Below are 19,411 nucleotides of genomic sequence, written 5' to 3' on the forward strand. Positions count from 1 at the left end.
TAAAAAACGAGCGCAGAGGGTAATGATTCAGAGGCAAAAAAGATAGAGGAAGTCGTGCGGAAAGTGCGATGCCTGCTGTAAACAGGCATCGCAGGGTCTTGCTTAGTAAGCACCGTCGCGGCGTAGCACCACGCCTGCGGTTTTGAACAGAATCGCGATATCGGTCCAGAGCGCCCAGTTTTTGACATACCAGGAGTCAAAATAGACGCGGGTATCATAGTCGATATCGTTACGTCCGCTGACCTGCCAGAGGCCGGTCATGCCTGGCTTGGCCATCAGGTAGTAGTCAACGTCACCGGCATAACGCTCCAGTTCAGCTTCGATGACCGGACGCGGGCCGACCAGACTCATCTCACCACGAATTACGTTCCACAGCTGCGGCAATTCGTCGAGGCTGGTTTTACGCAGGAAGCTGCCAATCCGGGTTACGCGCGGGTCATTCTTCAGTTTGAAATCTTTGTCCCACTCCATCCGGGCCTCTTCACTGTTCGCCAGCAATTTCTCCAGCACCTCTTTGGAATTGGTCACCATGGAACGGAATTTCAGACATTTGAATTTTTTGCCATTCTGGCCCACACGTTCGTGACCATAAATTGCATTGCCGCCGTCACGCTTCACCATATAGCAGAGCAGGGCAAAGATTGGGCCAAGGAACAGCAGCAGCATAGACGCTACGATGATATCAAAGGCACGCTTCATGAAACGGGAGGAGTGTTTCGCGAGGTTATTGCTGACGCGCAGGATCATCACTTCATGACTGAAGATAAAGGACATATCCGTGCCGTAAAGCGGCACGCCGCGCAGCGTAGGGATCACCGAGACGGACCGACAGTTCATCTTCGACAGGAACTTCAGCCAGCGATCCCGCATCGGCTGCTGCTCATACTCCATAGCAACAATAAACTGCACGTTGTCACGGTCAATGGTCTGCCAGTTAATGTCTTTCCAGGTGATCACTGGCACACCATTCACGCTCTGCTGAGCAGGAACATCATCGACTGAGATAAAGGCCTGAACGTTGTAGCCCAGAATCTCTTCACTCTGCAGCGCCGCATACGCTTCAGTGGCGTTGCGGCCGGAACCGATAATGATGGTCTCTTTCTGCCACTGGCCCGCCTTATTAATGGCACGTTTAACCAGAGCGCGCATCAGCGGCAGCAGCAGCAGGGCATATGTCCAGCTGAAGACCCACACCATGCGGGAGAAATCCCATTTAGAGAAAGCGATAAGTGCCAGGTCGAGCAGCGAGAAAACAAATAATGTTTTAACGATCTCTTTCAGTTCAAACCAGAAGGGTTTGCGATAGGTGTAATGGCGCAGTCGTACCCAGAACCAGCCGGTACACATGACTGACATAATAAACTGAGCCACAAAACGATATTCAATCTGATGCGGTGGAATAAATGTATCCAGCTCGCCCCAAATACCCTGTATTGTCGCGGCAGATAAAAACAGTGCCAGGTTAAGTGCAATCAGATCGGAAAAACTCAGGGCGAATTTCACGATGATATTTTTACGCGTTCCGCTCCACGAGCGGCTCGGGCTATTCATTATCAATGTACTTGCCATAAAACCTGCTCTCTTTCTCAAGTAAAAGATGGCCTGATCAGAATCAAATACGCGCTCAGGAGTGGGCCTCTGAAAAATTAAAAATAATTTTTCAGTCTGTTGCAGTCAGTACAGCCAGTGCAGCTGCAAAAAAGTAACGATTAAAGCGTGATGGTACTCACGAAATGTTGCAGCATTGAGAATGAGTATGCAGGAGTTATTTGACAGAGTTAATACGGAAAAAATCTGAAAACATCAAAAGTGATTAAAGTTTTAAATCGCTAACTGCAGGTTTTTATTGAATAAAATAAGGAATGGGTCGGTTATAACCAAATTGTTTAAGACGCTTTTTAGGAATTACCGCCAAATCATATGACTGGCGGTAGTGATAGTGGCTCAGGCAGGTTTCTTTAAAATCCAGCGGTCCTGCTGTTTATCGTAGTGGCCAATCTGCAGATTCACTGGCTCCCCGTCAATCCAGGCCGGTACGCTGGTGTCACGATCCCAGCCATCGAGTTGGGTAATTAAGCCGGGATTGGTGTGACAGGGGATACTGACGGTGTCGGCGTTCTCACTGTCAAGATCGGCATCTACAATCTCATAACGACCAATTTTAACCACGTGTCCCATTCATTTCTCCCGTTTTAACTGGCATAGACAGTTAAGCTTAGCGCACTGAGAGAAAATAACGTGGCTGAATGATTAGGATTATTCCTTCTCTTCAGCCGGACGGACACCAATCTTCACGATGCGGTTATCCTCTTTCTCCGCGACGGTCCAGGTCAGCTGATTCCACTCCACCTGATCGCCGACGACCGGCGAGCCGCCCAGCATCGCCAGCACCAGTTGTCCCAGTGACTGCTGATCGTTAGTGCTCTCATCCAGCTCGAGTCCATAAATCTGGGCCACATCACGCAAGCGGGCCTCTGCATCCAGAATAAAGTCACCAAAGAAGCGCTGATCGAGCGAAACCGGCGGCGACTGGCTGAACATTTTGCCCAGCGCCGGAAGGTCGCGCTCACGACCAATCACGCAAATGACGTCGTTCTCTTTCAGCCGTGTCCCGCCGTTGGGGTGCATCAGCACGTTGTCACGGAACAGGGCGGCGATGCGGGTCTCGCGCGGCATCTGCAGGTCACGCAGTGCGGCACCCACGCACCACTTATCAGCGCTGAGCTGATAAACAAACTGCTCCCACGGATTTTCCGGATGAATATCCAGGCCGACACGGCTGATCGGCGAAGCAGTCGGCGGCACCACTACTTTGGCTTTTTTCGCCGCAAAGCCCAGCGAGGTGCCCTGCAACATCAGGGAAACCAGCACTACAAAGAAGGCGATATTAAAATAGAGCGAGGCGTTCTCTAATCCGGCCATCATCGGGAAAACCGCGAGGATAATCGGCACCGCACCGCGTAAGCCGACCCAGCTGATAAAAAATCGTTCGCGCGTGGTGAAGCTGCGGAACGGCAGCAGCCCAATAAACACCGATAACGGGCGCGCCACCAGAATCAGCCATAGCGAGAGAATCATCGCCGGCACCGCGATATGCCATAAATCAGAGGGCGTCACCAGCAGCCCCAGCACGATGAACATGCCGATCTGGCTCAACCATGCCATCCCATCAAAGGTCTGCAGAATGCCGTGTCGGTTACGAATCGGGCTGTTGCCCAGTAAAAAGCCGCACAGATAGACCGCCAGGATACCGCTGCCCTCTAACACCGTGGTCAGGGCGAACACCAGAATGCCACCGCTCAGCGCCAGCAGCGGATAAAGGCCACCGGCCAGACTGATGCGGTTAATCAGCTGCTGCAGCGCCCAGCCGCCGCCCAGGCCTAACACAATACCCAGACCAAACTGCTGCACCAGATGCACCAGGAACATCCAGTCAAGGCCGCTGCGGCCCTGCTCGATCATCTCAATCAGGGTGATGGTCAGAAACACCGCCATCGGGTCATTGCTGCCCGATTCAATCTCCAGCGTGGAGCTGACGCGCTCATTCAGGCCTTTGTCACCCAGCAGAGAGAAGACGGCGGCGGCGTCCGTAGAGCCGATGATGGCGCCAATCAGGAAGCCCTGCATCATATCGAGGTTAAATAGCCAGGCCGCCACTACGCCGGTTAAGCCCGCGGTAATCATTACCCCTACAGTGGCCAGCGACAGCGCAGGCCCCAGTGCAACTTTAAATGAGCTGGCCTTAGTCCGCATGCCACCATCCAGAAGGATGATCGCCAGCGCCAGGTTTGAAATCAGATAGGCTGCCGGATAGTTATCAAAGGCGATGCCACCAATACCATCAATACCGGTCAGCATGCCCAGTGCAAGGAAGATAACCAGAATAGGAATGCCCAGCCGGGACGAGAAAGAGCTGAGCAGAATACTCGATGCGACCAGCACGGAACCAATGATAAACAGACTGTAAACAATAGTGTGGTTCAAACCCGGTCTCCTGAGATATGACAGTGCGATGCAGCAAGGGGTGACAAATATCCATGCTATCTCTGAAAGATAATGTTTTATCAAGGAGTTGTCATTGTGAAAATGCGTATTATACGAATTGCTTAACCGCATATGGAATCAGATTAATGTGAAGAATGAGGGGGTTGGCAGGCAAGCGGGAGAAAACAGACTGTTTTAGCAGGTTATTCGGCAGATAAAAAAGCCGGTAATTAACCGGCTCGGGTTGTCAGGCTTCCGCTGCCTGTTTATGGAACAGCGATCGGAACACCGGATAAATATCTTCCGGCTCACGAATATGTTCAATGGCAAAGTTATCAAACGTCGCCTGCAGATGCTCATATTCACGCCACAGGGTCTGATGCGCCCGGCGGGTAATCTCAATATAACTGTAGTAACGCACGACCGGCAGAATGTGCTTCGCCAGAATCTCATGACAGAGCGGAGAGTCGTCAGCCCAGTTATCACCATCCGAGGCCTGTGCTGCATAGATGTTCCATTGCGCCGGGTCATAACGCTCTTTCACCACCTCATCCATCAGTTTCAGCGCACTGGAAACGATGGTGCCGCCCGTCTCCTGAGAGTAGAAGAACTCCTGTTCGTCGACTTCTTTAGCCTGCGTATGATGGCGAATATAAACCACATCGACATTCTTGTAGGTGCGGCTCAGGAACAGGTATAGCAGGATATAGAAGCGTTTGGCCATATCCTTAGTCGCCTGATCCATTGAACCGGATACATCCATCAGACAGAACATGACTGCCTGGCTGGAAGGCTCCGGCCGCTTCTCAAAGTTTTTGTAGCGCAGATCGAAGGTGTCGATAAACGGCACGCGTTCAATGCGCGCCCGTAACTCGGCAATCTCTCTGCGCAGCCGTTCCTCCTCCAGCAGTTGTGCCGGTTCAGCGTTCTCAACTTCCTGCAGCGTCTCTTCCAGTTCGTGCAGCATCCGGCGTTTACCTGCTGTCATTGCCGTACGACGCGCTAGCGAGTTCTGCAATGAGCGCACAACACTGATATTGGCCGGCACGCCATTAGAGGTGAAACCGGCCCGGTGGGTCTTATACTCATTCAGCTGACGATGCTGGTTACGACGCAGGTTAGGCAGGGCGAGGTCTTCAAACAGCAGGTCAAGATACTCATCTTTCGATATCTGAAAGACAAACTCATCCTGACCTTCACCATCCTGACTGGCATTGCCCTGACCACTGCCGCCGCCACCGCCACCCTGCGGACGCTCAACGCGGTCGTTCTGAACAAAATGGTCGTTGCCCGGATGGACCCGATGGCGGTTACCGCCGCGCCCCTGATGGAAAATCGGCTCATTGATATCGTCAATCGGGATTGAGACGGACTCACCGCTGCTTACGTCGGTCACCGAGCGTTTATTGATGGCCTCGGAGATCGACTGCTTAATTTGCGACTTATAACGGCGCAAGAAGCGCTGGCGGTTTACCGCGCTCTTGTTTTTGCCGTTAAGCCGGCGATCGATGAAATAGGCCATGGTATTCCCCCAAACTTCATTGTAAGCAGGCCGGGCGAACCCGACCCTGTCAGACCGGTATCACTTACCGGCAAGCTTACAGACTCTTATCAGGACGATTTACGCACACGCAGATACCATTCGCACAGCAGGCGAACCTGTTTGCGGGTATAGCCTTTTTCCATCATGCGATCGACAAAATCATCATGCTTTTTCTGCTCATCGGTCGAGGTCTTGGTGTTAAACGAGATGACCGGCAGCAACTCTTCCGTATTCGAGAACATTTTCTTCTCAATCACGGTGCGCAATTTCTCGTAACTGGTCCAGTTCGGATTGCGACCGTTATTGTGTGCCCTGGCGCGCAGCACGAAGTTAACGATCTCGTTACGGAAATCCTTCGGGTTACTGATGCCAGCAGGCTTCTCGATCTTCTCCAGCTCCGCGTTGAGCGATTCACGATCAAACAACTGTCCGGTATCGGGATCGCGATACTCCTGATCCTGGATCCAGAAGTCGGCATAGGTCACGTAGCGGTCAAAAATGTTCTGACCATATTCAGAGTAGGATTCCAGATAGGCGGTCTGAATCTCTTTGCCAATAAACTCAGCATATTTAGGAATCAGATAGCCTTTGAGGTGCTCAAGGTATTTCTCCGCCTGATCCTGCGGGAACTGCTCGCGCTCAATCTGCTGCTCCAGCACGTAGAACAGGTGCACCGGGTTAGCTGCGACTTCGGCGTGATCGAAGTTAAATACCCGCGACAGAATCTTAAAGGCAAAGCGGGTTGAGAGACCGTTCATGCCTTCATCCACACCGGCGTAGTCGTGATACTCCTGCCAGGACTTCGCTTTGGGGTCGGTGTCCTTCAGGCTCTCACCATCGTACACCCGCATTTTGGAATAGATGCTGGAGTTCTCAGGATCCTTGAGTCGTGACAGGATAGAGAAGCGTGCCAGCGTTTCCAGCGTACCCGGCGCACAGGGCGAGGTTGCCAGCTCACTGTGATTAAGCAGTTTGTCGTAAATTTTGATCTCTTCAGAGACCCGCAGGCAATAGGGCACCTTGACGATGTAAACGCGGTCAAGGAACGCTTCATTATTCTTGTTGTTACGGAATGTCACCCACTCTGATTCATTGGAGTGCGCCAGAATAATGCCGTTAAACGGCAGCGCCGAAATTCCCTCGGTGCCGTTGTAGTTCCCTTCCTGTGTTGCTGTCAGGAGTGGGTGCAGCACCTTAATCGGCGCTTTAAACATTTCCACGAACTCCATGATACCCTGATTCGCACGGCAGAGTGCGCCAGAGTAACCGTAGGCATCAGGATCGTTTTGCGCGTGGTTTTCCAGTTTACGGATGTCTACTTTACCCACCAGCGCAGAAATATCCTGGTTGTTCTCATCACCCGGCTCGGTTTTGGCGATCGCCAGCTGTTCCAGAATCGACGGCCAGACTTTTACGACTTTAAACCGCGAAATATCGCCACCAAAGTCGTGAAGGCGTTTCGCAGCCCACGGCGACATGATGGTGCCGAGGTAACGGCGCGGGACGCCATACTCTTTTTCAAGAATATGTGCGTCTTCCTGTGGATTGAACAGGCAAAGAGGATGATCGTTAACCGGACTGCGTTCACCGTCAGCGCTGAGTACATAGATGGGCACCCGCTGCATCAGCGACTTAAGCCGTTCAGCCAGGGAAGATTTACCGCCACCCACCGGACCCAGTAAATAGAGGATCTGTTTCTTCTCCTCAAGTCCCTGAGCGGCATGTTTCAGATAGGAGACGATCTGTTCAATCGCTTCCTCCATGCCGTAGAACTCCTCGAACGCCGGATAGCGTCCCATCACACGATTGGAGAATATTCTGGAAAGGCGTGGCTCCTGAGCGGTGTCGACCATTACTGGCTCTCCGATAGCCATTAAAAGTCGCTCTGCAGCGTTGGCGTATGCACTGCGATCCTGCTTACAGACAGCAAGAAATTCCTGCAGTGTGAACTCTTCGTCCTTGGCAGCTTCATAACGCTGACGATAGTGATCGAATATATTCATAGCGATGCCCGTCCTTTCGTTTTTTAGCACAGGTAAGGAGCATAATTTAAGACTTGTAGCAGCTCCCGGAAGATATTCTCTGTTGAGTACAGCAACCCTTATGCCAACCTGATCTTTTTTATCGGGATACACAACTTTTGTGGTTACTCTGCTCGTACAAAATCTCTGCTGTTAATTCTAACTGTAGATGGCTTCTAGGAAATTTCCTCCATGGGTTTGGGCGAATGAGGGGATGATCAAGACTAATTCGGGTCAGTTGTGGGATGAGTTCATATGGGTGATGCTTTAACTTAACGTGTTTTTAACCTTTGGTGCCACTTTCATCTGTTGGTTGCTTAAAGGATTTCGATATAAGTTAATCCAGCCGTAAAAAAACGTTAGACTTCTTATTTGATTGTTATATTTATGGAATGAATAAATTGTGAACCAATTCAAATTTAAGACGCTTGTTGCACTTTTACCCTGTTATTTACTGGCGGCGCACGCCAATGCCGCTCCGCTTTCTGTAGGGGCATCGGTCATCTATGCCGACTCACCTTATCGTGGCGGACAGGACCGTTATCTTCCGGTTCCGGTCATCAATTATGAGGGTGAAGACTTCTGGTTCCGCAGCCTGCAGGGCGGTTACTATCTGTGGAAAGATCCTCAGAATCAGCTCTCACTGACGCTGCTGGGCTCACCGCAGGAGTACAAACCCAGCGACAACGATCTGGGCGATATGAAAGGGCTGGATAAGCGCCGCATGACGCTGATGGGTGGCGCTACTTATCGTCACACCGCCGACTGGGGGGTTGTCCGTACGGCATTGCTGGGCGACGTGCTGAATAACAGCAACGGCATGATCTGGGACCTGACTTACCTCTACCCCATCCAGATGGGCGACTTCAGCCTGACGCCGGGCATCGGTGCCATGTGGAATAGCGCCAATCAAAACCGTTATTATTACGGTGTTTCCGCGCATGAAAGCGCACGTACCGGCATCAGTCGTTACAATCCGGACGACAGCTGGTCACCTTATGTTGAGCTGAGTGCCAGCTATCAGATTGCAACGCAGTGGAATGTTGGCGTGGTGGGTCGTTACACCCGCTTCGACAGTGAAATCAAAGACAGCCCGATGATTGATAAGAGCGGGCAGACGACTATCTGGACAGGTGTCAGCTACACCTTCTGATAACGCACCGAAAGAGGGCGCCGGGTGCCCTCTGTTCTTTTATGGGGCCTCATAATGAGGCGGGAGAGCAGAATGCGCAACACGATCAACTTCGCTGGCTTCAGTGACCTGTCGGTAATTGGTCAGGGCACGTGGTATATGGGCGAAAACCCGGCGCAGCGGGCGGGTGAAGTCGCGGCATTGCAGGCAGGTCTGGAGTGTGGATTGCAGCTGATTGATACCGCTGAAATGTATGCAGACGGCGGCGCTGAAGAGGTGGTCGGGCAGGCACTGCTGGGACGTCGCGATAAAGCGTTGCTGGTGTCGAAGGTCTATCCGTGGAATGCCGGCGAAGTAGATGCCATTGAAGCCTGTGAACGCAGTCTGCGCCGTCTGCAGACCGATTACCTTGATCTCTATCTGCTGCACTGGCGCGGTAATATCCCGCTGGAAGAGACCCTGCGTGCCATGGAGCGCCTGCAGCAGCAGGGCAAGATTCGTCACTGGGGCGTCTCGAATTTTGATACTGATGATATGGCCGAACTGTGGCACGAACCCGGAGGCAATCAGTGCGCGACCAATCAGGTGCTCTACCATCTTGCCTCACGCGGCATCGAATTTGATCTGCTGCCCGTCTGTCAGCAGCATGGCGTGCCGGTTATGGCCTATTGTCCACTGGCACAGGCTGGACGGCTGCGTGACGCGCTGTTTACCGACGTGGTGCTGACTCAGATTGCACAACAGAAGGGCATCAGCGTGGCGCAATTACTGCTGGCTTGGGTGATTCGTCAGCCTCGCGTCATTGCCATTCCCAAAGCCAGTTCTGTGGTTCACGTTCAGGAAAATGCTGCGGCGCTGGAGGTGCAACTGACCGATGAAGAGTTGCAGCTCATCGATCGTGCCTGGCCATCACCACAGCATAAATTACCGCTGGATATCGTTTAGCCGTTAGCTTTGTCGCTGGCTGCGACTTTCTTCTTAAGACGGAACGTCGTGGCCAGGCGTGCCGGCTTTTCACCTGCACTACGTAGCGGCTTACTGATTCGGGCCGTCTCTACACAGACCATTGTCTTATAACCCTCATTCGCCATATCCGTCATGCTACAGGAGAGTTCAACGCCTGGATTCCAGGTGACAACGTCACTTTGATGGTGATGGTAAACTTCGATCTGTCGCTCACCCGCTGAATCATTGATGACCGAGCAATCTTCTGCTGCAGTAAAGATACGGTCGATGCGTCCCGGATAACGCTGTTTGCCATCACTGCTGGCGACCTCACCGTTATTGACTTTGTCGATAAAGCTGTTGCCCAGACCGGAGACCTCAACACCGTTGATGTCACTGACGGTAAAGTAGCTATGCAGCGCTGCCGTGGCTTCAAAGTCACCATGAGCTTCCAGTTCAATCTCACAATGCTGACCCAGGCGGAAACGGGCGATGAGGGTAAATTCGTGTGGCCACAGTTTCAGCGTCTGAGCGTTGCTCTCAAGCACCAGCGTCAGCATTACCCCATCTTCATTCTCATCATGCGCTGTAAGCTTCCATGTCTGAATCCGGGCAAAACCGTGTGCCGGCTCGCCTGCAGGACCAAACCAGGGCCAGCAGATCGGTACGCCGCCACGTATCGCTTTGCCTAGTGAAAACAGACTCTTGTCGCTCAGCCAGAGCACCGGCTTTTCACCACTCGGTTGCCAGGCGATCAGGTGCGCGCCCTGCAGCGTGATCGCTGCCCGTACCTTAGGGTGACTGACAACAATCGTCGGCAGTTCGCCAATCTGACGCTGCGAAAGGTAAGGGGAAATCTGTGTGACCACGGGCAGAGAAAACAGTTTATCTTGCATGTCCGATTCCTTCCTGTGCGGATCAAAAAAAGGGCGACCGAAGTCGCCCTTGATCTCAATGATGTCTGTCTGCCTTATTTAGCAGAAACCAGCGCAATCAGATCGAGAACTTTGTTTGAGTAGCCAGTTTCGTTGTCGTACCAGGAAACCAGTTTCACAAAGTTGTCGTTCAGCGCGATACCCGCTTTAGCATCAAACACTGAAGTCAGGACTTCGCCGTTGAAGTCGGTGGAAACCACGTCATCTTCAACGTAGCCCAGAACGTCTTTCATCTCACCTTCTGCAGCCGCTTTGATAGCAGCACAGATTTCTTTGTAAGAGGCCGCTTTTTCCAGACGCACGGTCAGGTCAACAACGGAAACGTTAGGAGTAGGTACGCGGAATGCCATACCAGTCAGTTTGCCGTTCAGCTCTGGCAGAACTTTACCAACGGCTTTTGCTGCGCCAGTTGATGAAGGAATGATGTTCTGCGATGCACCACGGCCGCCGCGCCAGTCTTTGTGAGACGGGCCATCAACGGTTTTCTGAGTCGCAGTGGTAGCGTGAACGGTGGTCATCAGACCTTCAACGATACCAAACTTGTCATTGATGACTTTTGCCAGTGGTGCCAGGCAGTTAGTGGTACAGGAAGCGTTAGAAACGATATCCTGGCCATCATATTTGTCGAAGTTCGCACCACGAACAAACATAGGAGTGTCATCTTTAGATGGACCGGTCAGAACGACTTTCTTAGCACCTGCAGTGATGTGTTTACGCGCGGTTTCGTCGGTCAGGAAGATACCGGTTGCTTCGGCAACAACGTCAACGCCCACTTCATCCCACTTCAGGTTGGCCGGATCACGCTCAGCAGTAACACGGATTTTTTTACCGTTAACGACCAGTGCGCCATCCTGAACTTCTACGGTGCCGTCGAAACGACCGTGTGTAGAGTCATACTTCAGCATGTACGCCATGTAATCCGCGTCCAGCAGGTCGTTGATAGCAACGATTTCGATGTCAGAACGTTTCTGAGCAGCACGGAAAACGATGCGACCGATACGGCCAAAACCGTTGATACCTACTTTGATAGTCATATATTCCACCAGCTATTTATTAGTGAATAAAAGGTTGCCTGTAAAATTACAAAAACCTTACCAGGCGTCAAGCGGAATCGTGTCAATTGTTGCGACAAATCAATTCGCCTGAGAGGAATTATTGGGTGCGCAACCGCTTGCGTACCGCCAATGACATCGTGCTTCGTCGAATCAATCACCGGATATATAGGGGTGCCCGTAACAAAAGGTGATCGAAGTCACAAATCCGCTTAGCGGAAGGCGGACCGAAAGGGTGAGCACAAAAAAAGACCCGACTTATGTTGATCATTTGTTAGAATAATAGTCGAATTTTTAAGAATGGCACTTCCCGGAATCCTAAAATGGCTAAAGACACCGCACCCGAAGCAAAAATTGCGCAGCTGACTGAAATGCAGCGCTACGTCACTCAGCATCACGGAACGGAACCGCCTTACAGCGGCGCGTTGCTCCACAACAAGCAGGAAGGGATCTACCACTGTCTGGTTTGTGAGGCACCACTTTTCCTCTCAGAGACCAAATATGATTCAGGCTGTGGCTGGCCCAGTTTTTACCAGCCGGTGAATGATGATGCGATTCGCTATATCGAAGACAATTCTCATGGCATGCAGCGTGTTGAGATCCGCTGCGGGAGTTGCGATGCGCATCTGGGGCATGTATTCCCCGACGGTCCGCAACCGACCGGTGAGCGCTACTGTGTTAACTCCGCCTCGCTGAATTTCACCGATGAGCAGGGCGAACAGACCAAAGGGTAAGGCGATGAAGGAACAACTTGAAGCAATGCTTGCGTCGATGACACCTGAAGTCTACGAACGACTGGCAACAGCGGTTGAGATTGGAAAATGGCCGGATGGCGTGGCACTGACACAGGATCAGCGCGACAACTGCCTGCAACTGGTCATGCTGTGGCAGGCAAGACACAACGATGCACCGCAGCATATGACCATTGCTAAGGGCGGCGAAATGGTGATGAAGTCGAAAAAGGAGCTGAAAGAAGCGTTCGGCATCGATTCGGATGTCACCCGCATTCATTTGCACTAAAAAAGCTGGCGTCAAGCCAGCTCCGTAATCAGATCAGAATCGCGCCCTGAGCCGTCATCTGAGCAAAGGCGATGTCACTGTCCTCAGGATTCAGATTGACGCCGCGGCAGCCCTCTTTGACCACCTCGACGTGATACCCCAATTCCAGCGCATCCAGCACGCTATATTTCACGCAGTAATCTGTCGCCAGCCCCAGCATTACCAGATGGGTGATGCCCCGTGCACGTAGCCAGCTGTCCAGCTCGGTTTTACGACGGTGGCCATTATCAAAAAAGGCGCTGTAGCTGTCGACATCCTGATCTTCACCTTTATGGAACGTCGCATCGAACAGTGAGCGATCCAGACCGGGATGGAAGTCCGCACCTGCTGAGCCCTGAATGCCGTGATCGGGCCACCAGATTTGCGCCAGACCATTTAACTCGCCCAGCGTGTAGACCGGCTCACCGGAAACCGAGGCAAAGCTGCCGTGATCGGCTGGGTGCCAGTCCTGCAGAGCCAGTACACATTCACCGTTTTCACGGAACAGCCGCGCATAGCGATTGGCCACCTCGACCGTGTGGTCGCCCTCATGGACTGCCATCGGGCCGCCGGGGCAAAAATCGTTCTGAATATCAATAATGATGAGTGCCCGCTTCATTACATGTCGCTCCGTTTCAGTCTTCGGTCAGTTCGCCGCGTAAATTCTGTTGCATTCTGGCACGGATTTGATCGGCAGAGAGTTCCTGGCTGAGTAAAAAGTGTAGCTTGGTCAGCGCGGCTTCTACCGTCAGGTCAAATCCGCTAATCACGCCAGCCTCTTCCAGCGCGTTGCCGGTGGCGTATCCGCCCATATTCACCTTGCCTGAAATGCACTGGGTCAGATTCACTACCACGATACCGCGTTCGCTGGCCTGCTGAAGTTCAGCCAGAAATTCCTTGTTCTGCGGGGCATTACCCACGCCATAAGAACGCAGAATCAGCGCCTTCACCGGCTGACGCAGGAAGTTACGCACCACGTCGGCGGAAATGCCAGGATAGATGGTCACCACGCCAATAGGTTGAGGCGTAATGGTGTGAACGTTCAGTTCGCCCTGACCGGATGGGGCAGGTGGTGTATTGAGGCGGCGAATATGAATGCCCGCTTCCAGTAGTGCAGAGAGGTTTGGCGACGCAAAGGCGTTGAAGCCATCGGCATGGGCCTTGGTCGTACGGTTACCGCGATAAAGTGTGTTATTGAAAAACAGAGACACTTCGCTAATCGGGTAGTTAGCCGCCACATAGAGGGAATTTAACAGATTCTGCTGGCCATCTGAGCGCAGTTCCGCCAGGGGGATCTGCGACCCGGTTACAATCACCGGCTTGGCCAGATTTTCCAGCATGAACGAGAGCGCGGAAGCGGTAAACGCCATGGTGTCAGTGCCATGCAGAATCACAAAGCCATCATAGCGATCGTAATTTTGTCGGATATCGTTGGCGATAAACTGCCAGTCTTCCGGGGTCATGTCGGATGAGTCGATCAGCGGCTGATATTCATGAATGGTGAAATCAGGCATCTCGGGGCGGTGAAACTCGGGCATATTGGCCAGCTGCTGCTGCAGGTGCCCTGAGACCGGAATATAGCCCTGCGCAGAGCGCTGCATACCGATTGTCCCGCCCGTGTAGGCTACGTAGATGTTTTTCTTTTGCATTAGAGAACTCAGACTCGCCATAAAACGCGCAGTATAAGGGGAATAGCGGGGAAAAGCAGCCCGACCAGCGGCCGGGCTGAGAGGTTTATCGCACTTCGCCGCAGTTCAGGCAGAAGGCATAACGGTTCTGAGGATCGTTCTGCTTGTCGAACAGCCCCGGCTGGGCTTTCATGGCACTCATCACATCCAGCATCGGTGCGGGCAGCCAGGCTTTCAGCGTATCCGGCAATACGGCTTGTACTGAGGCGTTCATCTGGCCCAGCACCATATCCAGGAAGGTCGGTTCATCCTGATACCAGCTCAGCATGGGTTTACTGACTTTCGCCAGCTCGCCCGCCTTCTTCACGGCATCATCAAAGTCACCCAGCGCATCCACCAGACCATTGGCTTTGGCGTCGCTTCCGGTCCAGACATGCCCCTGCGCTATTGCATCAATCTGCTCTGGGGTTTTATGACGCGACTTCGCCACCAGACCCACAAAGTTGCGGTAACCATTTTCGATAGTCAGCTGCATCAGCTGCTGAACTTCCGCTGGCAGCGCCCTGGTGGTGGAGATATCCGCCAGCGGGGAGGTCGCGACACCATCGGTGTGCACGCCAATGCTGTCCAGACTGTTCTCCAGCGTATTGATGACGCCGAAGATACCAATCGAGCCGGTCAGCGTGCTGGGGTTCGCCACGATGTAGCTGGCAGGCGTTGAGATCCAGTAACCGCCGGATGCCGCCATGCCGCCCATAGAGACCACAATCGGCTTACCTGCGGCCTGGGCCGCCGCCAGCTCTTCACGAATCGCTTCCGAAGCCGTTACGCTGCCACCTGGGCTGTTCACCCGCAGAATGATCGCTTTGATTTTCGGATCGAGACGCGCATCGCGGATCTGAGCGGCTGTTGTGTCGCCACCGACGTTGCCCGGTGTCTCTTCGCCATCCATGATGGCACCACTGGCCATGACGACCGCAATGTTGCCATCCTGCTGCGAGGAGGCCGGTTTCACGCTGTAGTCATAGATGCTGACGCTACGGTAATCGTTGCTCTGTTTATCCAGACCAAAGGCTTTCACCAGCTCCTGATCGGCCGCTGCACGGGACCCCAGGGCATCGACCAGTTTGTTATCCAGCGCATATTGCGCGGTGTCGCCTTTAACCGCGTTTAAACCAGCAATAATCGCTGCTGCGCCCGGGAAAAGTTGTTCCGGCGTCAGCTGGCGATTCGCCGCCACGGTATTCAGGTAGTTCTGCCATAGCTGACCTACCCAGCGACTGTCAGCATCACGTGCCGCAGGTGACATGTCGTCACGCAGGAACGGCTCGACCGCTGATTTGTAGGTCCCGACACGGAATACGTGTGAGGTGACTTTCAGCTTCTCCAGCAGGGTTTTGTAATAAAGTCCATTGGTGGCGAAGCCATGCAGATCCACGGTGCCCTGCGGCGACAGATAGATTTTTGTGGCGTAGCTGGCAAGGTAGTATTGCGCCTGGCTGTAGCTGTCGCCCAGAGCATAAATTGGCTTGCCGCTGTCGCGGAATTCACGCAGCGCTTTACCCACATATTGCAGTGAAGGCTGATCGCCACCGGCAAATTCGCGTAAATCCAGCACCATGCCTTTAATGTTACTGTCACCTTTTGCCTGGCGAATGGCATCGACCACATCAAACAGCGAATTTTCCTGTAAGCGGTCACTGCTGGCACCCAGCAGCTGGCGGCCAATTTTACTCAGACGGTTGCTTACCGACGGTTTATCTACCAGTACGCCGCTGAGATCGACTTTCAGTGCGCCCTGCTGAATCGGCGCTGAACTGCCACCCGATCCGCTGACCTGCAGCCAGATCCCCACACCCACCACAATCAATAAAATCAGGAAAATATTCAGAATGAATTCCCTGATAAAGTTCAATACCCGCCAGCTCCAGCGGAACAGACCTGCAATTATTCGCCACAATGTGCGCATCAGACTCTCCATAAATATGTAGCAGGAAGTGGCCGCCGCGCGGACCAGACTTCCCCGACGAGCTCATCCTAAAGAGCGGCGTGTTAAAAGTCAGCAGGAAATCACTGCGCACTGTTACAAAAAATCTGCCTGTGCCAGGATAATGGCAACATTACTGAGATCGGGAGAGAAACATGGACGCACTGGAGTTACTGGTCAACCGACGTTCGGCTTCACGCCTGAGTGAGCCGGCACCATCGGGTGACGCACTGGAGAATATCCTGCGGGCTGGCATGCGCGCACCGGATCACGGCACGCTGCAACCCTGGCGCTTCATCATTGTAGAAAATGAAGGGCGTGACCGGATGAGTCAGCTGCTGGAGAAGGCGGCACGCGATAGCCAGCTGGATGAAAAGGCGATTAATAAAGCGAGCCAGGCGCCGTTTCGCGCACCGATGATCATTACGGTGGTGGCACATTGCGAAGCGCACCACAAAGTGCCGCGCTGGGAACAGATTGCCTCGGCCAGCTGTGCGGTGATGGCGATGCAGATGGCGGCGCTTGCTCAGGGTTACAACGGTATCTGGCGCAGCGGTCCCTGGACCGATAACGAGCAGGTCCGGCAGGGTTTTGGCTGCCGCGAGCAGGATGCCATTGTTGGCTTCCTTTATCTGGGCACCCCGCAACTGAAATCCAGCACCACGGTGCTCCCGCCTGACACTGCGCCTTTCGTCCGCTACTTCTGATCTGCCTGTCCGATTCCGGCAGGGTGTATTTCAGCCCTGCCTTTTGCACGGTTCCTGTGCGAACGATCGCTAACGCCGCGCGACATGCTTACACCCGAAGCCCTGCCAGGCTAACATAGCCCGCGAGATTCAAACCGACAGCGAACAACCGGTTATCACTGTGTTCCCCTGATGTTAAGGATGTCCTGATTCAATGCGTTTGTTTATTGCGGAAAAACCGAGCCTTGGGCGTGCTATCGCAGATGTGCTGCCGAAACCGCATCGCCGCGGTGATGGCTTTATTGCCTGCGGCAACGATCAGATCGTCACCTGGTGCGTGGGACACCTTCTTGAGCAGGCGCAGCCCGACAGTTATGACAGTCGTTACGCGCGCTGGTCGCTGAACGATCTGCCAATCATTCCGGAAAAATGGCAGCTGAAACCACGTCCGTCGGTTGCGAAGCAGCTGAAAGTGGTTGAGGGTCTGCTGGCGCAGGCGAGTGAAGTGGTGCATGCCGGTGACCCGGATCGGGAAGGGCAGTTGCTGGTGGATGAGGTGCTGGATTACCTGAACCTGCCCGCTGAAAAACGCAGTAAAGTGCAGCGCTGTCTGATCAACGATCTTAACCCTCAGGCAGTGGATCGGGCCGTAAACCGCCTGCGTGAGAATCGCGAGTTTATCCCGCTGTGCGTCTCTGCGCTGGCCCGCGCCCGCGCGGACTGGCTTTATGGCATCAATATGACCCGCGCCTGGACACTGCTGGGGCGCAATGCTGGCTACGATGGCGTGCTGTCGGTGGGCCGGGTGCAGACACCAGTGCTGGGGCTGGTGGTCCGGCGCGATGAGGAGATCGAAAACTTCGTGCCGAAAGACTACTTCGAAGTTAAAGCGCATATCCTCACGCCTGATGGTGCCAGATTTGTCGCCAGCTGGATCCCCAGCGAAGCCTGTGAGCCATGGCAGGATGAAGAGGGCCGGCTGCTTAAACGCGCACTGGCCGATCACGTGGTGGTGCGTATCACCGGTCAGCCCGCCGTCGTCACGGCCTACAGCGACAAGCGCGAAAATGACATCGCTCCGCTGCCATTCTCCCTGTCCAGTCTGCAGATTGAGGCCGCGAAACGATACGGACTGAGTGCCCAGATGGTCCTGGACACCTGTCAGCGGCTCTATGAAACCCACAAACTGATTACCTATCCGCGTTCAGACAGCCGCTATCTGCCGGAAGAGCATTTTGCCGGTCGTCACGCGGTATTAAAGGCGATACAGGCGCATCAGCCCCAGCTCAACCCACCAGCAGACTTTAACGCCGATCGCAAAAACCGCTGCTGGGACGATAAAAAAGTCGATGCTCACCACGCCATTATTCCCACGGCACGAAGCAGCGCGGTGAGGCTGAGTGAAAACGAACAGCATATTTATGAGCTGGTAGCGCGCCAGTATCTGATGCAGTTCTGCCCGGATGCGGTATTCCGTAAATGTGTCATCGACCTTGATATTGCGGGCGGAAAGTTTGTGGCGAAAGCGCGCTTCCTGGCTGAGGCGGGCTGGCGCGCGCTACTGGGCAGCAAAGAGCGGGATGAAGAGAACGACGGCATGCCGCTGCCGGTGGTAGCAAAGGGCGATGCGTTGCTTTGTGAGCGTGGCGAGGTGCTGGCGAAGCAGACTCAGCCGCCGCGCCCGTTTACCGATGCGACGATTCTTTCTGCAATGACCGGCATCGCCCGTTTCGTTCAGGATAAAGAATTAAAGAAAGTGCTGCGTGCGACCGATGGTTTAGGAACGGAAGCCACACGCGCCGGCATTATCGAATTACTGTTTCGTCGTGGCTTCCTGGTGAAGAAGGGCCGTTACATCAATTCCACGGATGCCGGACGCGCCCTGATTCACTCTCTGCCCGATCTGGCAGCGCGCCCGGATATGACGGCGCAGTGGGAATCGACACTGACGCGTATCAGCGAAAAGGCCTGCCGCTATGATGAGTTTATGCAGCCGCTGGTGCAGACCTTAACCGGCCTTATCCAGCAGGCGCGGCAGCAGCCTGCGGCGCATGCATTTCGGGGATTACCGTCCACCGGACAGAAACGTCCGGTGCGCAAAACCAGGCGTAAAGTTAAGGAGACGGAATGAGGCGTTATTCGGTATTTCTGGTCGTGGCTCTGACGCTGGCGACCAGCGCAGTGCAGGCCAACAGTCATTATCAGTCGATACCACAACAGGGCAGCAGCGGTGTGAACACCGATGTGGTGGTAGATATGCCGCCGGAAGCCTGGACGCAGTCAGAGAGACGTCAGCAGGACTGTCTCCGCTGCTGTATCTTTGAGAACCGCAACTACACAGAAGGCGCGGTGGTGAAATCTGAGGGCGTGCTGCTGCAGTGCGCGCGTGATGAACAGTCTCTTGGCACCAACAACCTGATCTGGAAAATAGTGAAATAGCCGTCGCGTGGCGTTCTGCCA

At 53.7% G+C, this 19,411-nt stretch carries 17 protein-coding genes; 7 read left to right on the forward strand and 10 right to left on the reverse strand.

From position 1 onward, the window contains the following. Nucleotides 1–102: 102 nt before the first annotated feature. The 5 genes from wbaP to yeaG form a co-directional block, all read right to left on the reverse strand. Nucleotides 103–1,569: an undecaprenyl-phosphate galactose phosphotransferase WbaP gene (gene wbaP, locus QSK07_RS04120; protein WP_285720522.1), complete on the reverse strand. Its 1,467-nt coding sequence runs from the start codon at nt 1,567–1,569 to the stop codon at nt 103–105. A gap of 375 nt (nt 1,570–1,944) precedes the next feature. Beyond that, nucleotides 1,945–2,178, reverse strand: coding sequence for a DUF1480 family protein (locus tag QSK07_RS04125; protein WP_013358069.1), 234 nt, complete (start codon nt 2,176–2,178; stop codon nt 1,945–1,947). A gap of 78 nt (nt 2,179–2,256) precedes the next feature. Further along, a complete protein-coding gene (locus QSK07_RS04130; protein ID WP_098050346.1) occupies nt 2,257–3,984 on the reverse strand; it encodes a potassium/proton antiporter in 1,728 nt (575 codons plus the stop codon). 247 nt (nt 3,985–4,231) lie between these two features. Next, nucleotides 4,232–5,506 (reverse strand): YeaH/YhbH family protein, encoded by a 1,275-nt coding sequence (locus QSK07_RS04135; protein WP_275219343.1) that lies wholly within the window; start codon nt 5,504–5,506, stop codon nt 4,232–4,234. Between the two features lie 89 nt (nt 5,507–5,595). After that, nucleotides 5,596–7,530 (reverse strand): protein kinase YeaG, encoded by a 1,935-nt coding sequence (gene yeaG, locus QSK07_RS04140; RefSeq protein ID WP_098050348.1) that lies wholly within the window; start codon nt 7,528–7,530, stop codon nt 5,596–5,598. Between the two features lie 421 nt (nt 7,531–7,951). On the opposite strand from yeaG, the gene QSK07_RS04145 reads away from it, so the two are divergent. Then, nucleotides 7,952–8,701: a MipA/OmpV family protein gene (locus QSK07_RS04145; RefSeq protein ID WP_098050349.1), complete on the forward strand. Its 750-nt coding sequence runs from the start codon at nt 7,952–7,954 to the stop codon at nt 8,699–8,701. 72 nt (nt 8,702–8,773) lie between these two features. Next, entirely contained in the window at nt 8,774–9,625 is an 852-nt protein-coding gene (locus tag QSK07_RS04150) for an aldo/keto reductase (protein WP_285720523.1), read from the forward strand. Here QSK07_RS04150 and QSK07_RS04155 read toward each other — a convergent pair. Together QSK07_RS04155 and gapA are read right to left on the reverse strand one after the other, a co-directional pair. Further along, nucleotides 9,622–10,521 carry a D-hexose-6-phosphate mutarotase gene (locus tag QSK07_RS04155; RefSeq protein ID WP_285720524.1) on the reverse strand — a complete coding sequence of 300 codons (900 nt, stop codon included), beginning with the start codon at nt 10,519–10,521 and terminating at the stop codon, nt 9,622–9,624. The two genes, QSK07_RS04150 and QSK07_RS04155, sit on opposite strands and share 4 nt — an antisense overlap. A gap of 74 nt (nt 10,522–10,595) precedes the next feature. Further along, on the reverse strand, nt 10,596–11,594 hold the full coding sequence (gene gapA / locus QSK07_RS04160) for a glyceraldehyde-3-phosphate dehydrogenase (RefSeq protein ID WP_013358063.1): 999 nt from the start codon (nt 11,592–11,594) through the stop codon (nt 10,596–10,598). 341 nt (nt 11,595–11,935) lie between these two features. Between gapA and msrB the strand changes: the two genes are divergently transcribed. Next, on the forward strand, nt 11,936–12,346 hold the full coding sequence (gene msrB / locus QSK07_RS04165) for a peptide-methionine (R)-S-oxide reductase MsrB (protein ID WP_285720525.1): 411 nt from the start codon (nt 11,936–11,938) through the stop codon (nt 12,344–12,346). Nucleotides 12,347–12,350: 4 nt separating this feature from the next. Continuing rightward, complete coding sequence (locus QSK07_RS04170; RefSeq protein ID WP_285720526.1) at nt 12,351–12,632, forward strand: YeaC family protein; 282 nt, start codon at nt 12,351–12,353, stop codon at nt 12,630–12,632. A gap of 28 nt (nt 12,633–12,660) precedes the next feature. Here QSK07_RS04170 and pncA read toward each other — a convergent pair whose 3' ends face one another. The 3 genes from pncA to sppA form a co-directional block, all read right to left on the reverse strand. Next, entirely contained in the window at nt 12,661–13,269 is a 609-nt protein-coding gene (gene pncA, locus QSK07_RS04175) for a bifunctional nicotinamidase/pyrazinamidase (protein ID WP_285720527.1), read from the reverse strand. A 16-nt stretch (nt 13,270–13,285) separates the two neighbouring features. Continuing rightward, the gene (gene ansA, locus QSK07_RS04180) at nt 13,286–14,299 is read right to left on the reverse strand and encodes an asparaginase (protein ID WP_098050355.1); all 1,014 of its coding nucleotides are present in this window, start codon (nt 14,297–14,299) and stop codon (nt 13,286–13,288) included. 85 nt (nt 14,300–14,384) lie between these two features. Further along, complete coding sequence (gene sppA, locus QSK07_RS04185) at nt 14,385–16,247, reverse strand: signal peptide peptidase SppA (protein ID WP_275219352.1); 1,863 nt, start codon at nt 16,245–16,247, stop codon at nt 14,385–14,387. Nucleotides 16,248–16,420: 173 nt separating this feature from the next. On the opposite strand from sppA, the gene QSK07_RS04190 reads away from it, so the two are divergent. The 3 genes from QSK07_RS04190 to QSK07_RS04200 all read left to right on the forward strand — a co-directional run bounded on the left by QSK07_RS04190 (nt 16,421) and on the right by QSK07_RS04200 (nt 19,390). After that, nucleotides 16,421–16,972 (forward strand): NAD(P)H nitroreductase, encoded by a 552-nt coding sequence (locus QSK07_RS04190; RefSeq protein WP_098050357.1) that lies wholly within the window; start codon nt 16,421–16,423, stop codon nt 16,970–16,972. Nucleotides 16,973–17,165: 193 nt separating this feature from the next. Then, complete coding sequence (locus tag QSK07_RS04195) at nt 17,166–19,082, forward strand: DNA topoisomerase III (RefSeq protein WP_285720528.1); 1,917 nt, start codon at nt 17,166–17,168, stop codon at nt 19,080–19,082. Then, nucleotides 19,079–19,390 (forward strand): YnjH family protein, encoded by a 312-nt coding sequence (locus QSK07_RS04200; protein WP_285720529.1) that lies wholly within the window; start codon nt 19,079–19,081, stop codon nt 19,388–19,390. Before QSK07_RS04195 ends, QSK07_RS04200 begins: the two co-directional genes overlap by 4 nt. Nucleotides 19,391–19,411: the final 21 nt, after the last annotated feature.

Source organism: Pantoea sp. QMID4 (genome assembly GCF_030270445.1).
Taxonomy (GTDB): domain Bacteria; phylum Pseudomonadota; class Gammaproteobacteria; order Enterobacterales; family Enterobacteriaceae; genus Pantoea; species Pantoea vagans.

What these genes read in the sequence shown, in the direction of transcription:
- QSK07_RS04135 (WP_275219343.1), bottom strand. Translation starts at nt 5,506, where the DNA reads ATGGCCTATTTCATCGATCGCCGGCTTAACGGCAAAAACAAGAGCGCG.
- yeaG (WP_098050348.1), bottom strand. Translation starts at nt 7,530, where the DNA reads ATGAATATATTCGATCACTATCGTCAGCGTTATGAAGCTGCCAAGGAC.
- msrB (WP_285720525.1), top strand. Translation starts at nt 11,936, where the DNA reads ATGGCTAAAGACACCGCACCCGAAGCAAAAATTGCGCAGCTGACTGAA.
- wbaP (WP_285720522.1), bottom strand. Translation starts at nt 1,569, where the DNA reads ATGGCAAGTACATTGATAATGAATAGCCCGAGCCGCTCGTGGAGCGGA.
- QSK07_RS04190 (WP_098050357.1), top strand. Translation starts at nt 16,421, where the DNA reads ATGGACGCACTGGAGTTACTGGTCAACCGACGTTCGGCTTCACGCCTG.
- sppA (WP_275219352.1), bottom strand. Translation starts at nt 16,247, where the DNA reads ATGCGCACATTGTGGCGAATAATTGCAGGTCTGTTCCGCTGGAGCTGG.
- QSK07_RS04125 (WP_013358069.1), bottom strand. Translation starts at nt 2,178, where the DNA reads ATGGGACACGTGGTTAAAATTGGTCGTTATGAGATTGTAGATGCCGAT.
- QSK07_RS04195 (WP_285720528.1), top strand. Translation starts at nt 17,166, where the DNA reads ATGCGTTTGTTTATTGCGGAAAAACCGAGCCTTGGGCGTGCTATCGCA.
- gapA (WP_013358063.1), bottom strand. Translation starts at nt 11,594, where the DNA reads ATGACTATCAAAGTAGGTATCAACGGTTTTGGCCGTATCGGTCGCATC.
- QSK07_RS04170 (WP_285720526.1), top strand. Translation starts at nt 12,351, where the DNA reads ATGAAGGAACAACTTGAAGCAATGCTTGCGTCGATGACACCTGAAGTC.
- pncA (WP_285720527.1), bottom strand. Translation starts at nt 13,269, where the DNA reads ATGAAGCGGGCACTCATCATTATTGATATTCAGAACGATTTTTGCCCC.
- QSK07_RS04200 (WP_285720529.1), top strand. Translation starts at nt 19,079, where the DNA reads ATGAGGCGTTATTCGGTATTTCTGGTCGTGGCTCTGACGCTGGCGACC.
- ansA (WP_098050355.1), bottom strand. Translation starts at nt 14,299, where the DNA reads ATGCAAAAGAAAAACATCTACGTAGCCTACACGGGCGGGACAATCGGT.
- QSK07_RS04150 (WP_285720523.1), top strand. Translation starts at nt 8,774, where the DNA reads ATGCGCAACACGATCAACTTCGCTGGCTTCAGTGACCTGTCGGTAATT.
- QSK07_RS04155 (WP_285720524.1), bottom strand. Translation starts at nt 10,521, where the DNA reads ATGCAAGATAAACTGTTTTCTCTGCCCGTGGTCACACAGATTTCCCCT.